Raw genomic sequence first — 15,572 nt, 5'->3', positions numbered from 1 at the left:
TGGATTATTCTTTCTAATCAAGGTGCGGTTTTGACCCTACCAACAATCTTATGGCTGCTAGCAATCATATCAAGGTGACGCACGGTCGTGACTATAGGGATTGTGCGCCTATTAAAGGAGTCGTTTATTTATCTGGTAATGGGTCTAACGAGACCACTTACACCGTACGCGTAAAAACCGTAGAAGAATTTGCCGCAGGCAGAATATTCAACAAGATCCAAACCCAATCGCAGGAACAGTATTACAAACAGGACCAGATCTTAATGAAACAAATGCAATGGCAGCAGCAACAGCAGCAATAGTTCAAAGCTGATATTTTCTTACTATTTATTTTATGCCAGCCACTTCAGACTCAAAATCCATACTGCAATGCGCATTTATTTGTACCTACAAATTTAAAATTTTAACAAGAACAATTTTTTAAAGGAAAATACTCACAGTCTCCTTATAAAGTTTTTTTAAGCTGTTTTGTTTTTGATTAGCGACAAAACCTTACCGTTAATCTATAAAATTGATTTTAATCCTTTTATCGTTAAATCTATTGGCATTCTAGAATACTCTTGTTTTCTAATTCCTACAACAAGTCTTAGCGTGAAATTGGATTTTATTGGCTTTGCAAGCAGATTCGTGGTTTCAAGACGATAGTGATCTTAACAATTTACCCATTTCGTGATTGGTATGCACAAGTAATTTTGCATAAAAATTTTACAATGAGGCTTTTATGTGTGTTGCTATTCACCTTTTTGCTAACGTCACCGACCTATGGTCAAGTTGGGATCAATACGATCGAGCCCGATCCATCTGCTATGTTAGACATCACCTCAAGCGATAAAGGAGTTTTGTTTCCCAGAATGGACTTGAATGATTTGAATGAAGCGGCTCCTGTAACTAATCCTCAAAAAAGTTTGATGGTTTGGAATACAGATGAGGCAAACGGTGGTGCATTGGAAGGTTTTTACTATTGGGACGGCACAAAATGGAGTTCATTAAAAGGTGAAACTTCACCAGAGTTATCAGGTGTTTACGGGCAGTCCACCTTAAGCAACGACGGCAATTATAATTTGCAGAGAAATAACAATACCGCTATCACTGGACCATCTTCAAGTTCAGGGTCGTCTGGAGTCAATGTGTCCAATCAGTTTTCAATGAGTACTCAGATCAGTGGTATTTATGAAGTCATCTTCACCATTACTTTTAGAAAGGAACAAAACAATGGAGCAGACCAAATTCAATTCTTTCTTTCTGAAAACAACAATCCATTACCCGCAGCAACCTTGACTGCGGCTCTTACCAGAAATAAGGAAACGGTTACCTTCAAAGGATTGGTTGAGCTGCGAGCTTTCCAAACCTATGGTCTCGGAATATCTCGCAGCAATCAAGCGCCCAATTCTGTAGCTCTCACAATTTTCAGTGATCTAACGCAATTTAGTCTCGAAAGGCAATAAGCCCTTGCAAAACGATTAAGGATCGTATTTGCACAATCTTATCCTAATCCTAATGGCATTGCCATAGGATTTTAGCAATTTGCCATCCCTAAAGAAGTACCCTAAACGCAACTTGCAAGGTGGCCAAAGACGAAGAAAAGAAGAATAAGGAAGTACGCAAATACCGCTGGCTGCGCAGACTGGCCAGAGTCATTGCCGGTACCCTTATATTTCTGCTACTTCTAGTGCTTTTTATTCGCAGTCCTTGGGGACAAGATATCATTGTAGGTCAAGCCGTTAAATATCTGGAAGGCAAGACCGCTACCGAGGTTTCCATTGATAATCTATTTGTCACTTTTGATGGAAATATTGAACTGGACGGTCTCTATCTAGCCGATAAGAAAGGCGATACACTCGTTTACTCAAAAAGTCTGGAAGCCAATGTTCCCTTGTGGCCTATCATCAATGTTGGTGGCATAAGTATAGACTATGCGCGCTGGGATGGTTTCAAGGCTAGAATCAACAGGCAGGACACTGTCGATGGATTCAATTATCAATTTTTGATGGACGCCTTTGTGGTAGAAGATACCACGACAACATCAGAGCCATTACAGCTGTCCATAGGCGATCTGGATTTTACCAATTTTGACGTCACGTTCAAGGATGATTTGGAGCAACTGGACGCTTTGGTAACCTTTGACAGTTTCCAGCTTTCCATGAATGAATTTGATCTGGAGCAAATGATTGTTGATATCGATGAGGTGTCGCTCACAAATGCCGTGATGAAGTACGATAAGGATACGGTTACCGCTTTCGCGAAAGCGGAACCCGACAACGACCCCAACACAGACACCACCATCGCCGAAGCTATTACAGACAACGCTGGAGACTCACCATTACCGCAAATCACGGTGGGCAATCTAACCTTGGATCGCGTCCAGTTGGGTTATGAATCTGTCCCAGATGCGATCAACCTTGACAGCTTTATAGGATTATTGGAAACCTCTATTTCCCAGGCAGATGTTCAAAACAGTGCCTACACCGTTGATTTTCTTACACTCAACAACAGCGACATCAAAGTCGCCATGCGTACGGTAGAAAATCCAGAAGAACCTGACGCAACAACGGCTACTACAGCATTTGAGTGGCCTGAATTTATCATTGACGTACAAGACCTTGACTTAAAAAACAATCTGGTGGATTACAGCCTTGACGGAGCCACGCCCAAGCAAAAGCAGTTTGATCCCAATGCGATTTTGATCAGTGATTTGAGGTTACTGGCAGATCGATTTCATTATGAAAATCAAGGAGCAACAGCATCGATCCAGGAGTTGGCTTTTATGGAAGGTTCTGGAATCAATGTGAATCAATTCTCGTTAGCCATTGCTGCCACAGATCAATCCATCAATATCACAGACCTTAATGCTCAAGTAAACGACAATGCCTTAAAAGGCAATATCGAGTTGGGTTACGAGAGCATGAACAGCTTTATTAATAATCCAGAAAATGTGCAGCTGGATGTGGCCATTCCTAGTTACCGCATTGACTTGAGTGATGTGTTCAGGTTTCAGCCGGAGTTAAGATCTAATGAATATTTATTGGCTCTAAGTAAACGACCGCTTACCGGTAGCTTAAAGGCAACTGGTTCTACTCAAGTTATGCAAATACCTAATCTTGTTGCAAAATGGGGTAACGAGACTGCCATCATGGCCACAGGTAGCTTGCGTAACGCCACAGATCTCGATAATGTATATCTTGATTTTCCTTCCATAAAAATGCCATCCACGAGAGCAGATATGAGCCGATTCGTAAGCGAGCAGGATCTAGGTGTTCAATTGCCACAGCGATTCTCTCTGGCAGGGAATGCACAAGGTAGGATCGATGATATTACAGCCAAAGCTACTCTAACCACAACTTCAGGTACGATCAAGTTAAATGGTGGTTTTAAAAATCAAGAGGTATTAGCTTTCAACGCCACTATGGAAGCTCAAGAGGTGGATTTAGGTAGCATCTTGCAGAATCCGCAATTGGGCACATTGAGTCTTAATTTAAAGACCAGCGGTTCTGGTACGACCATTAATAACTTGGATGCTGTGATTGATGCAAATGTCAACAGCTTTAGTTACAATGGTTATGAAATCAAGGATCTACCTATAAAAGGAGAGTTCAACAACGGTAATGGATCCATTACTTCAAAATATAGGGACGACAATATTGACGTAGACCTAGATAGTCAGGTCCAACTGGACAGCGTTGCTACCACAGCAAATGTAAAGCTGGATATCGCTGGTGTTGATTTGAACGCTTTTGGGATCACCAATCAAAACGTTAAGGCTGCCGGTAAGATTTCTGCTACATTTAAAGGTGATGCCACAAATTACGAAGTGAATTCTACCATCGCAGATGGTATTGCCGTATTTGACCAGCAGTCGTATCTACTGGGTAATGTTGACTTACACGCCTTTGTGCGACCAGACACGACATCACTGGATGTCAAAAATAAAATGCTCGACCTGCAGTTACGATCCAATGCAGATCCTGCAGCACTTGCAGCTGCCCTGCAGCGCCATATAGATCGTTATTTGACGACTAATGTGAATATGGATACCATCCAGCCGGTAGTCATGAAAATCAAGGGAAACCTTTCTCCAGCACCCATTTTAAGGGATGTGATTCTGCCCAGTCTAGAGGCTTTGGACACCGTTCAAATTGCGATGGATTTCAATGAATTGGATCGCAAACTGGATACAGATATCACGGCGCCTTACATAAAATACGCGGGTAGCGAGATAGATAGTTTGCTCATCACCTCCAGGTCAGATGCGAGTAGTTTAAAATTTGACATCGGGTTTAAGGATTTGGAGTCTGGACCGCTTGCCATCAAACGCACCAACCTAAACGGTGTCGTGTCGCAAAATGAGTTGAATCTTGATTTTATCTCTTATGATGAAGAAGAAGTTTTGATGCATTTTGGGAGTTCGCTTTCGCGAAAGCGTAACAAAAACGGTATTGAAGACCTACTATTCCGTCTTAAGTTGGAGGACTTAATCCTCAACCGAAAACCGTGGACCATACCAGAAAGCAATAGCATTGCCTATGGTGATAATTTGATCACTTTCACTGACTTTAAACTCTCCAACGAGTCCCAAAGTGTAGAACTGCGCAGTGATTTGACAGGTGTGGATAAGGATCACGTGGCAATACTTTTGAATAACTTTAGGCTACAAGCCTTGCTAAGTCTGCTCAATCCTGATGAAAAACTAGCCACTGGAAGCCTTAATGGTGAACTGGTGCTGGAAGATGTGTTCAATAAAATGGGCTTTACCGCAGACTTGAATATCCAAGATCTCAATGTTCTGGAAGTGCCGCTGGGCGTATTGACGCTAGATGCAGACTCGGGTTCTGGAGATATTTACACGATGGACATGACGCTTAAAGGCGACGATGTTGACATGGAGCTTAATGGCGATTACCGTGTGGATCCAGTGGCTGCTCAAATAGACCTTGATCTCGATCTACAGCGCCTTAATATGTCTACAGTAAGTAACATCGCATCAGAGTTTTTGTCTGATGGTAAAGGCTATGTATCAGGAAACATGAAATTGTCTGGTACCACGCTGGAACCTATTTATGACGGCTCTTTTGCTTTTAATGAAGCAGAATTCACGGTGGATATGCTCAATGCCGCATTTTTACTGCAGGACGAAAAACTCGTGATCAATAACGATGGTCTGGTGTTCAATAATTTTGAAGTACGCGATGCAGATCGTAATATTTTCTCCATCGACGGAAATATAGGAACTGAAGACCTGCTAAATCCAACTTTTGACTTGCGTCTGGAGGCCAATGATTTTACCGCACTTAACTCTACCGCTGGTGATAATGATTTGTATTACGGTAAAGCCACTTTTGATGCGACGGCAACCATAACAGGTAATCTCACCATTCCTGTTGTCAAAATGTCGCTGGATGTTGATGATGCTACAGATGTAACCTATGTCATCCCAGCAACAGAACTAGATATCGTGCAGCGCGATGGGATTGTTCAATTTGTAAACAAGGAAAACCCAGATGATATTCTTACACAGACTGAAGAAGAAAGCGCGACGCTAACGGGTTATGACATTACCGCAGATCTTAGAATCACTAACGGCGCAAAGGTCAATATCATTGTGGATCCAACCACAGGTGATAATCTACAGGTGACTGGCGATGGTGATTTGAAATTTAGAATGACTCCTAATGGTCGCATGACACTTGCAGGTCGGTATGAGATTAATGACGGTTTTTATGAACTAAGTCTTTATGACATCGTCTCCAGAAGGTTTGATCTAGCCAAAGGCGGCAGCGTCTCTTGGTCAGGCGATCCCTTTGATGCCAATCTGGATGTAAGCGCTATTTATCAGGTAGAGACTAGTGCTAGTGCGTTGATGGCCTCACAAACCAGTGGTGCCGATGTGGCCACAAGAAATCGATTCCGTCAGGAATTGCCTTTCTTGGTATACCTCAATGTAGATGGAGAATTGATGGCTCCTGTCATCTCGTTTAGGCTCGACATGCCAGAAGATGATCGAGGCGCCATAGGTGGACAGGTTTATGGTCGCGTTCAGCAATTAAATAGCCAGGATCAGGAATTGAACAAGCAGGTGTTTTCGCTTTTGGTACTCAACAAATTTTTCCCAACGAGTGGTGCTGATGGTAGTTCTGGAGGAACAGCTGCTATCGCCAGAGATAACTTGAATCAAGCCTTGAGTGATCAATTGAATCAGTTTGGTGGTAAATTATTAGGCAATACAGGAGTGGACTTGAATTTTGGACTCGATAGCTATACCGATTATCAAGGGAATAGCCCGCAAGAACGCACACAACTCGATGTAACGGCAAGTAAGAAACTATTGGATGATCGATTGATCGTGAGTGTAGGTAGTGAGGTAGATATTCAGGGAAGTGCGGCAGATTCAGATGGACAGACGCCAGTGATAGGAAACGTGAGTTTAGAATATTTACTCAATGAATCTGGTCAATGGCGATTGAAGGGCTTCCGTAAGAATCAATTTGATAACGTTATTGATGGACAACTTATCGTTAGCGGTATCAGTTTGATATTTACCAAAGAATTCAATGAATTCAAGAACTTGTTTACCAAAACAGTTCAAGAAGAAGCAGCGGCTGCCAAACGAAAAGAAGACGCGGAGAAGAAAAAAGAAAAGGAAAAGGCGGAAGCAGCGAGAAAGGAAGAAGAGGAAGCGCAACAGCAAAAGGAAGAAACCAAGAAGGAGCGTGAGGCTCAAAAGGAAAAAGAGAATCAATAGAAATGAACGACCTTTCTATTGATAGTGGTACTTAAGAATATTTAATTGAACACAAAGAATTACATAAGAGTCGGTCTGTTATCATTGGCAATAATTACAATCTACAGCTGTGCCGTAAAAAAATACGTGCCAGAAGATGAATTGCTATTGGATTCCTATAATCTTGAAATCAAAGTAGATTCTGCCGCAGTGGTTGAAGATGTGGATTTGTTGAAAGCAGAGTTAGAAAAAGCGATTTCTCCTGTTCCCAATACTAAAGTGTTGGGCTTGCGTCCTGGATTGCATTATTACTACAAAGTCAATGTGGATAGCGCTGGATGGTTCAGAAAATTCATGAATAAAAAAATAGGTGAAGCGCCTGTGTATTTATCTGATGTTGAGGAAGAATCTACAAGAGACTTGATCAGAAACCGATTGGAAAATCGTGGTTTCTTCTTCAGTAACATTTCTTCTACTGTGGAACGAAATGAGGATGCCAAAGAAGCCACGGTAGGTTATAAGGTCAATCTGCCACAACCGTATACACTCGAGACCTATCAGGTGGATCGAGACTCGATTCCGTTTTATGATGTACTGGAAGAACAGGTGCAAAGTTCACCTATTAAAAAAGGATCGAGATTTGATTTATCTGCCATGAAATTGGAGCGTGACCGTATAGATCAAAACTTCAAAGAAAAAGGATATTACAACTTCAATTCTAGTTTTCTCATCTTTCAAGCCGACACCAATAGGTACGACAATCGCAAGTTTGATCTATTTCTAAAGCTTAAGAAAGACGTTCCCAGCAAAGCCGTAAAACCTTATAGAATTAAGGAGATTAATGTCTATCCACACAACATCGTAGGAGCAGACAGCGTCGCACAGGACACCACTAGATTTGATAACAAGAACTACATTCAAGATGTAGAGTTTTTCAGAGAAGATCGACTGGATCCCTTTATCACACTTAGAGAAGGAGATTTGTATAGTCCAGAAAAGTCAAAAGCCACCAGCCGTAGACTAGGTTCCATAGGTGCGTATAAATTTGTAAATATTGAATATACTGAGGTTGATAGCATTTTAAATGACTCGGTTAATTATTTGGAAGCCAATATTTATCTATCACCACTCAACAAAAGATCTTTACGCGCAGAATTACAAGGAGTGACAAAATCCAATGATTTTGCTGGTCCCAGTTTGGGTCTCACATTTTCCAATCGCAACCTGTTTAAAGGTGGCGAGGTGTTGAATTTATCTGCAAGGGCAGCCTATGAAGTTCAAATAGCCAGCAACAGTCAAGCTGGTCTTACCAGTACAGAGTTTGCGCTGGGCGCAGATCTGATTTTCCCTAGAGTAATTGCGCCCATCACATTTGATAGCGATATTTTTGAGTATTCCATTCCTAAAACCATCGCCAGTGCAGAGGCAAACCTGCTTAATCGTAGCAAGCTTTATGGACTTTTGACCTTTTCGGGAAGTTTTGGATACATCTGGCAGGCAAATAAGTACGTGACGCATGAATTCGATCCCATTGCGATCAACTATGTCAACCTCTTATACCAAAGTGAAGAATTTGATGCCATTCTCAATGACAACGCTTTTTTAAGGACCAGTTTTGACCAGCAGTTCATATCTGGATTGAATTATAGTTTTACTTATAACGGTATGCTGCGCAGCAATCGCAAGAGCCTTTTCTTTGTCAACAGTAACGTCGACATTGCTGGGAACTCTATTAGTTTGCTGGCTCAAGAAGGTGATCCAGATCCAGCCAATGGCGAGGTGCGCGATGAATTCTTGGGACTGGAATATGCACAATATGCAAAAGTGGATGTAGATTTTAGATATCACTTTATCACGGGCAAGGAACAACGCATCGCCACCAGACTTTTTGCTGGAATAGGTCTTCCTTATGGCAATAGTGATGTGATGCCCTTTAGCAAGCAATACTTTTCGGGTGGTGCCTATAGCGTGCGGGCATTTAGAACCAGATCCTTAGGTCCAGGAACCTACGCACCACCAGCAACCGATAATCGATCCTTTTTTGACCAGTCTGGAAACTTGAGGCTAGAGGCAAATGTGGAATATCGCTTTCCTATTTTTAGCTATGTAAAAGGTGCTTTTTTTGCAGACGCTGGTAATGTATGGAACACCACAAACAATGGTTTGCCAGGTGGGAAATTTAGCGGGAATTTTTACAATGAGTTGGGTATAGGTGCTGGCGCTGGTCTGCGCGTGGACGTGCAGGGATTTGTGATACGTTTTGACTTGGCCGCACCGCTTCACGATCCATCCCTGCCAGAGGGCGATCGCTGGGTAAATGACTTTGCAAACCCAGTATTCAACTTTGCGATAGGCTATCCTTTTTAATGATGGATAGAGGTGTATGATGAGTTCGCTTTCGCGAAAGCGAAATTTCCTATCTTTCATCACTCAAAAAGATCAACCATGGCAGATTTTAACTCACCTACATCCAACGCAGATTACCAAAAGCCAAGATACCAACGTCCCGAAGATGGCACTGTTGCCGCCAAAGGAATGATGGACTATGTCAAGATTTGTTTTAAGAAATATGCAGATTTCAACGGGCGCGCCCGCAGATCTGAGTATTGGTATTTCTATCTATTTAATGTTCTGGTGTTTTTAGCTCTGTACATTCCAGTGATTGCTCTGATTGTTGCAGAAAGTGAGCTGGTCATTCTGCCGGGAATATTATTGGCGATTTATGGATTAGGCATCATTATTCCAAGTCTTGCTGCCGTCGTGCGTCGCCTGCACGATACGGGTCGCAGTGGCTGGTATTACCTATTAGGTTTCATACCACTTGTGGGCCGTATCATCATTTTGATTTTTACCATTGAGGACAGTAAACCAGGCACCAATGAATGGGGTCCTAACCCTAAAACCGTTGGAAATGATAATTTTGAAAATGATGCCTTTGTCTAGACAGCGTCTTTAATCACTTTACACACTACATCCCTTTACTTTAAAGGTTTTCTAACTTAAAAATTCTATTATGAATTGGCGTATTACCTTTCAAGTAATCGGCATTATTGCCGCAGTGCTATCCCTTTTTCCATTAGTCGCAGCAGACTATTGGTGGATCAGGATTTTTGATTTCCCTCACGTACAGCTTACGGCTTTTACACTTATTGCTATACTGCTGTATTTTTTTACTTTCAAACCTAAATGGATCAATGATTATCTATATATCACCATTCTTTTGGGCTGCTTTGCCTTTCAGCTCACTAAAATCATAGCGTATACGCCTGTTTATCCTCTAGAGGTTCTAGACAGTTCTAAAAACGTTGAGGAAGAGAACAGGTTGATTATTTACACAGCTAATGTGTTACAAAAAAATGAAAAAGGGTCTAATCTGTTTATCGAGATAAGAGAGCGCGAGCCAGACGTGATTGTTTTTACAGAAACTAACGAGAGATGGATGAACGACATACGCCTACAAATAGGTAAGGACTATCCTTATAAAGTAGAGCAACCACAAGATAATACTTATGGCATGCTGGTGTATTCCAAATTGCCATTGAGAGATGCTAACATCCACTTTATGGTAGATCCAGAAATTCCATCCATTCACGCTCAAGTCCAAATGCGTAATGGTGAATGGTTCCAATTGTATGCGATACACCCAACGCCACCTATGCCACAGCACAATCCCATGAGCACAGATCGTGATACAGAATTAATGATTACCGCAGTGAAAAGTTATAATTCTGAATTACCAGTGATTGTTTTAGGTGATTTTAATGATGTGGCATGGTCTGATAGTACAGAGTTGACTAAGACCATTAGCAAGCTACTTGATTTGCGCATAGGTAGAGGTTTCTATAGCTCATATCATGCGCAATATCCATTGATGCGATGGCCACTGGATCATATCTTAATAGATTCAGAGTTCAGGTTAGAAAAGGCTGGTACTGGAGTGGATTTTGAAAGTGATCATTTTCCCGCATATGCCTACCTAACTTATGAACCAGCGCTTGCCAAAGAACAAGCAGCAGATGAACCTACTGAGGAAGACTGGAAACAAGCCAAAGACCAAATGAGCACCAAAGGAATGGAAAGCTTTATGGAGCTGCCTGCTGCTTTCAAAAACCTAATAAACAATTAATTACAGGCATTGCTCTAGTTAATAATATAGTAATTATTACTCCTTTAACGAGACAAAGCAGGCTAGTAATGCAATTTTGTAATGCATAAAAAAAGCGCATTATGAATAAATTTATACTCATCCTTGCCATTGTAGCTACTTTGAGCGGTATCATAGGTTTTACTGTGGACTTTGCAGCTACGTCTTTCTTAAGAATCTTGTTTCTGGTAACAGCAGATATTGCCGTGATATTACTATTGGGCAAATTCTTATTTCAATCAGAAAAAGGAAAACGCATTCGTCAACGTATCAGAGTACGATAACTAAATCACATCTCTTAAGCGATGGACTTGATCCATTGATAAGAGATCATTATGGCAGTAATACCTAATAGGGTACTCGCCATAAAATATAGGGCCGCTTGCAGGTAAGCCGTTTGCTTCAATAGGAAATACAACTCTGCAGAAAAGGTACTAAAAGTGGTTAGACCACCACAAAAACCAACAGCCAGCAGTAGGAATGAAGATTCTGACAGCTGGCTTTTATCATTTAGAGCTAGCACACTTCCCAAAATCAAACATCCTAGCACATTTACCGTAAGTGTTGGAATCCATTTGATACTGTCAGAATTTAACCAGATGGAAAAGGCAAACCGCAGACAGCTGCCTAAACCGCCACCTATAAAAACAAACAATAAACTTTTAAGCATTAGAGTACTGGTAAATAGATCTCCGTAAGATACTCTGCTGGATTTACCACCTTGTAGGAGTCTGTTTTGTAGAATTCAAATGGTGGCTGTTCAGATCTTTCAAGGCCGTTGACGGTAATAAAACCTTCACCTACCTGCCATGCTTCTGGTAAATATTTGTAGGCACCTTTAAGGGTCACCTTTACAGCTCGTCCTGGCTCCTGAAAACCGCATAGTATGGTAGAATTCACCGCAGTGATTATGCGGTCCTTTACAGGTATTCCCGCAGAGAAGATGACATTTTCTCTGGTTTCATCAAACTTCTCATAGATCACCATAGGTGCACCATAACTATCTATGTTATTGGCTTGCATATAACTTCTGATCTTTTGTAGGATCTGTGATTGCAGCTTGGAAAAATTATCCAACCTACTACTTGTGGACATGTATAAATAATAACCGCCACCATAATCGATCAATCCGTCGGGACTGATGGTGTACTCATCCATTTCCTTTTGGAGGTAGGTATCTAGATTGGCCAGGCTCTCATCGTACATGTCACCTAATTCCTGCTCCATATCAGTTCCCGTGATTTTAGTATATACCTTTTCTACGAGTGATTGATCGCCTTGGGCGCGCATCGTCACTTTTGAACCGTTCTCAACTTCTACGATTTGGTAATCAATAGTAGCTTTTGAAGCGCCTAGACTATGCTCATAGACCATCTCCATTTCCATGGATTTATTGGGATCAAGTCTGGTAATCGTCACGGTTCCAGTACCGTTCTCGTCTGTAAAAGAATAGGAGCCATCCACGCCGGCAGTCTGATCGCTGTAGGTAACGTTGGTATCTTCTTGATCCTGATAAGCATCCCAGTTTTCCCATTTTTTGAAATCAGATAGCTGTTCGTACACCAGGCTTTTAGGGGCTTCAATAACGGCAGTTTTACTCACATCATAACGACCGTCTTGTAATGAGAAGTATACAGCGCCTGCGATGATGACTACAAGCAGTAAAATGAAGATATATTTGAGGGATTTCATTGCTACAGTTGATTTACAACCAAATATACAATTAAATTCAAGCGAGCTTCAAACAAAAAAAAACTACCAGACATGGAGTCTGGTAGTTATAAGGAATTGTCTCCAATTCCTTTCCCCTTTTTCTTATTTACTTTCTTATGAGTAAAATTAGGACTTGAGGAAAGGCCAGAGAATACCCAATAAAGGGTACTTTTTGTTAAAATGTTTAGAAATAGTTCGCTTTCGCGAAAGCGAACTCTCTAATAGCCTATTTATAATGGTTATGCTTTTGCAATGCATATCGCATCAATTCACCTTTGCCTTGCAAGCCCAGTTTCTGGATCATGTTCTTGCGGTGCTTGTGAACGGTTCCCACGGCGCAGTGACGTATTTCGGCAATTTGTGAGGATTGATGGCCTGCAGCAATCAGTTTTAAAATCTCACGTTCTGTGCTTGATAGTATATCCTCGGCATGGCTGCTGGATGTATAGGTAGACGGCATGATGGTAATCGCGCTATCCATATAGGTGTTTCCCTGCATCACGCTCATGATGGCTTCCCTGACGACTGATAGAGGTCTGATTTTGAGAATATAACCATCTGCGCCGGCGTTGATCATGTCCCTTACGGCTTGATCATCATCAAACATGGTAAAGGCAATTACCTTGATACTGGAATTGATCTCTTTTACTTTTGTGCATACCTCGACGCCATTCATTCTGGGCATGCTGATGTCTGTCAGGATCACGTGAGCCTTCTTATGCTCCATAAGCTTGATAAGCTCAACGCCATCTTGAGCGGTGGCGACTACTTCAATATCTGGATCGTTTGCAAACAAAAGTTTCAATCCATCAATGAGTGATTCATGATCCTCTACGATAATAAGCTGTATCATATGATGGGAATTTCAATGGTTATGGTGGTTCCATGACCGGCACTAGAATCAATATCCATCGTACCATCCATTTCTTCTACTCTTTTTTCAATACTGTACAATCCCATTCCATCTGCTTTTTGATTGATCTTGGCTTCAAACCCTTTTCCATTATCTTCTACCATGAGGTTAATGCTTTTTTTGGAACCTATGATGTTCACGGCTGCCACACTAGCACCGGCATGTTTTACCACGTTGCTGAGCAGCTCCTGGATCATTCTAAATATGTTGAGCTCCAGCGAGTTCTCAATAGTACGGTCCATATCATGACTGTAAACGCTTACTTTTATTTTACCGGTATCCGTAAGGTTTTGTGCCAGTTTTTGAACCGTTGGGATTAGACCTTTACTGGCCAGCACACCGTTATGCCTGCTGTGTGACATACTGCGAATGGTGGCATAGGTTTCTTCCAATAACTTATCGGTCCTGGTATAAATCTCTTTTGAGGTGTCTTCTTTAAAATGATTTTTTAGGTTTTCAAAGTAGAGCCTGATTGTCGTCAAAGAACTGCCCAAATCATCATGCAGCTCGCTTGCCAATTTTTTGCGCTCTTTTTCCTGACCAGCGATCATGGCGTCGATGGTAGCCAATTCTTGGTTTTTCATTAAGTTGTCCGCACGCTGGCGCTCGATTTCAATTTCCTGTAGGGCAAGTCGTCGTTTCTTGTCTTGGTTTTTATATACAAACAGACCACCAAGAAATAACACGAACATACTTCCTGCAATGGAAATAATCATCGTTTTTTGACGCTCATTGTCGGCGCTTAATTCTGCATTTTCAAGTTTGCGTTCTTGGACTTGGTATTTTGCTTCTAGTTCTTGTAATGCATTAAAACGATTGTTCTCATTTTTTTCATTGGAATAAGCAATCACCTGCTCAAATATCTTACTACTTTTTTCAAAATCACCCGATTCTACATAAGCCGTTCCCAGATTCATAAGAATCTTTGACTTGTAGGGTTTTAAATCTTGTGATTCAGAAAGTTCCAGCGCTTTACGTAGGGATTCTATAGCCTCATCATAACGTTTAAGTTGAATATAGGTATAACCTAGATTCGAATAATACACAATGGTCGTTGGAATATAATTTTTATTCTCAATAAAAGATTTTGACTTCTCATAGTAGAATAAAGCAGAATCATATTGTTGTCCAAATTCATGTGTTGCAGCTATATTGAATATCGTATTGCCTGCTATTCTGTAGAGGTTTGCTTTAGCAGCAATCACTCTTGAATAATGTAATAATTTTAGTTTTTTTTCATAGGCCAAAGGATCATCTTGAGCTATTTGCATATAACGATAAGAGTTACACCCTATCAATTGATCTGGATCTTGCGTTTTTTGAGCGATTAGGCAATTTTCATCCATCAATTCATTTGCCGTACTCTCTACTTGTACCAGCGAGTATTGAGAATAGATCAGCTCATCGTTAATTTCAAATAACAAGGCTAAGTCTTTTTTACCGACCAATTTTTTAGCCTTTAGAAGAGTTTTGTAGGTCTCTTGCATTTCACCTTCAATATTGATATGCGAAACGGCATGGACAAAAAAGAATCGACTTTTTTCCAATCTTGTGAAACTGGTGGTATCGACCTTCAATAAAATTTCCCTTGCTTTTTTATATGCGCCTATGTCATGTTTCTCTTGGATGGCATCCAGTAGATTCGATTGACTAGAAACTTGCAGAGAAAAAAGCAATAAAAAAACACTGTAAAGTATTCCTTTAACCATTAAGGTTTATCTCTTATGATGACTCTACCATTAATAATAGGTTCTTCAAGCCCATCTTTTTCATTTAGATCTATCGTTGTTGGATATTCGTGATCCTTCACTAATTTTTTACTAAGATTAAATTTCTTGAGAGGTTTGGCACCTTTAACCAATTTGATATGGAATTTGCCATCTTTAGTGAAATTGGCTTCTCCTACTTGTTTGTCTCCATTAAGCTGACAAAACACAACTTCACTAAGTGAAAATTTATCACTCCATTCAAAAAATGCCCAAAGCTGTAAACCAGCAGTATCGCAAAGGCAAACGGGTTTAAAACATGTATCTTGAGAAACAATAACTAAGGATTGAAAGGGGTTTGATTCAGACATTATGGGTGGT

General features: G+C 40.9%; 12 protein-coding genes. 7 read left to right on the top strand and 5 right to left on the bottom strand.

Annotated features, from left to right (window positions below):
• Window positions 1-50 precede the first annotated feature (50 nt).
• The 7 genes from BST86_RS14965 to BST86_RS06870 all read left to right on the top strand — a co-directional run bounded on the left by BST86_RS14965 (window position 51) and on the right by BST86_RS06870 (window position 11,143).
• Entirely contained in the window at window positions 51-302 is a 252-nt protein-coding gene (locus BST86_RS14965; RefSeq protein ID WP_197709224.1) for a hypothetical protein, read from the top strand.
• Between the two features lie 408 nt (window positions 303-710).
• Window positions 711-1,445, top strand: coding sequence for a hypothetical protein (locus tag BST86_RS06895; protein ID WP_146126725.1), 735 nt, complete (start codon window positions 711-713; stop codon window positions 1,443-1,445).
• A 119-nt stretch (window positions 1,446-1,564) separates the two neighbouring features.
• A complete protein-coding gene (locus BST86_RS06890) occupies window positions 1,565-6,736 on the top strand; it encodes a translocation/assembly module TamB domain-containing protein (RefSeq protein WP_105982623.1) in 5,172 nt (1,723 codons plus the stop codon).
• Between the two features lie 45 nt (window positions 6,737-6,781).
• Entirely contained in the window at window positions 6,782-9,082 is a 2,301-nt protein-coding gene (tamL, locus tag BST86_RS06885; protein ID WP_172443324.1) for a translocation and assembly module lipoprotein TamL, read from the top strand.
• A 78-nt stretch (window positions 9,083-9,160) separates the two neighbouring features.
• Window positions 9,161-9,658 (top strand): DUF805 domain-containing protein, encoded by a 498-nt coding sequence (locus tag BST86_RS06880; RefSeq protein ID WP_242446484.1) that lies wholly within the window; start codon window positions 9,161-9,163, stop codon window positions 9,656-9,658.
• 70 nt (window positions 9,659-9,728) lie between these two features.
• Complete coding sequence (locus tag BST86_RS06875; protein WP_105982622.1) at window positions 9,729-10,841, top strand: endonuclease/exonuclease/phosphatase family protein; 1,113 nt, start codon at window positions 9,729-9,731, stop codon at window positions 10,839-10,841.
• Window positions 10,842-10,942: 101 nt separating this feature from the next.
• Window positions 10,943-11,143 carry a DUF1328 domain-containing protein gene (locus tag BST86_RS06870; protein ID WP_105982621.1) on the top strand — a complete coding sequence of 67 codons (201 nt, stop codon included), beginning with the start codon at window positions 10,943-10,945 and terminating at the stop codon, window positions 11,141-11,143.
• 14 nt (window positions 11,144-11,157) lie between these two features.
• On the opposite strand, the gene crcB is transcribed toward BST86_RS06870, so the two are convergent.
• The 5 genes from crcB to BST86_RS06845 form a co-directional block, all read right to left on the bottom strand.
• Entirely contained in the window at window positions 11,158-11,529 is a 372-nt protein-coding gene (gene crcB, locus BST86_RS06865; protein ID WP_105982620.1) for a fluoride efflux transporter CrcB, read from the bottom strand.
• Window positions 11,529-12,551: an SRPBCC family protein gene (locus BST86_RS06860; protein WP_105982619.1), complete on the bottom strand. Its 1,023-nt coding sequence runs from the start codon at window positions 12,549-12,551 to the stop codon at window positions 11,529-11,531. The genes crcB and BST86_RS06860 overlap by 1 nt, the downstream gene beginning before the upstream one ends.
• Before the next feature lie 247 nt (window positions 12,552-12,798).
• Window positions 12,799-13,425, bottom strand: coding sequence for a response regulator transcription factor (locus tag BST86_RS06855; RefSeq protein WP_105982618.1), 627 nt, complete (start codon window positions 13,423-13,425; stop codon window positions 12,799-12,801).
• Complete coding sequence (locus BST86_RS06850; protein ID WP_105982617.1) at window positions 13,422-15,194, bottom strand: tetratricopeptide repeat-containing sensor histidine kinase; 1,773 nt, start codon at window positions 15,192-15,194, stop codon at window positions 13,422-13,424. Before BST86_RS06850 ends, BST86_RS06855 begins: the two co-directional genes overlap by 4 nt.
• Complete coding sequence (locus BST86_RS06845) at window positions 15,194-15,562, bottom strand: hypothetical protein (protein WP_055413083.1); 369 nt, start codon at window positions 15,560-15,562, stop codon at window positions 15,194-15,196. The genes BST86_RS06850 and BST86_RS06845 overlap by 1 nt, the downstream gene beginning before the upstream one ends.
• Between the last annotated feature and the right edge of the window lie 10 nt (window positions 15,563-15,572).

The sequence above is a fragment of the Nonlabens agnitus genome (assembly GCF_002994045.1).
GTDB lineage: Bacteria > Bacteroidota > Bacteroidia > Flavobacteriales > Flavobacteriaceae > Nonlabens > Nonlabens agnitus.
This window is presented reverse-complemented; position numbering and strand designations above follow the sequence as displayed.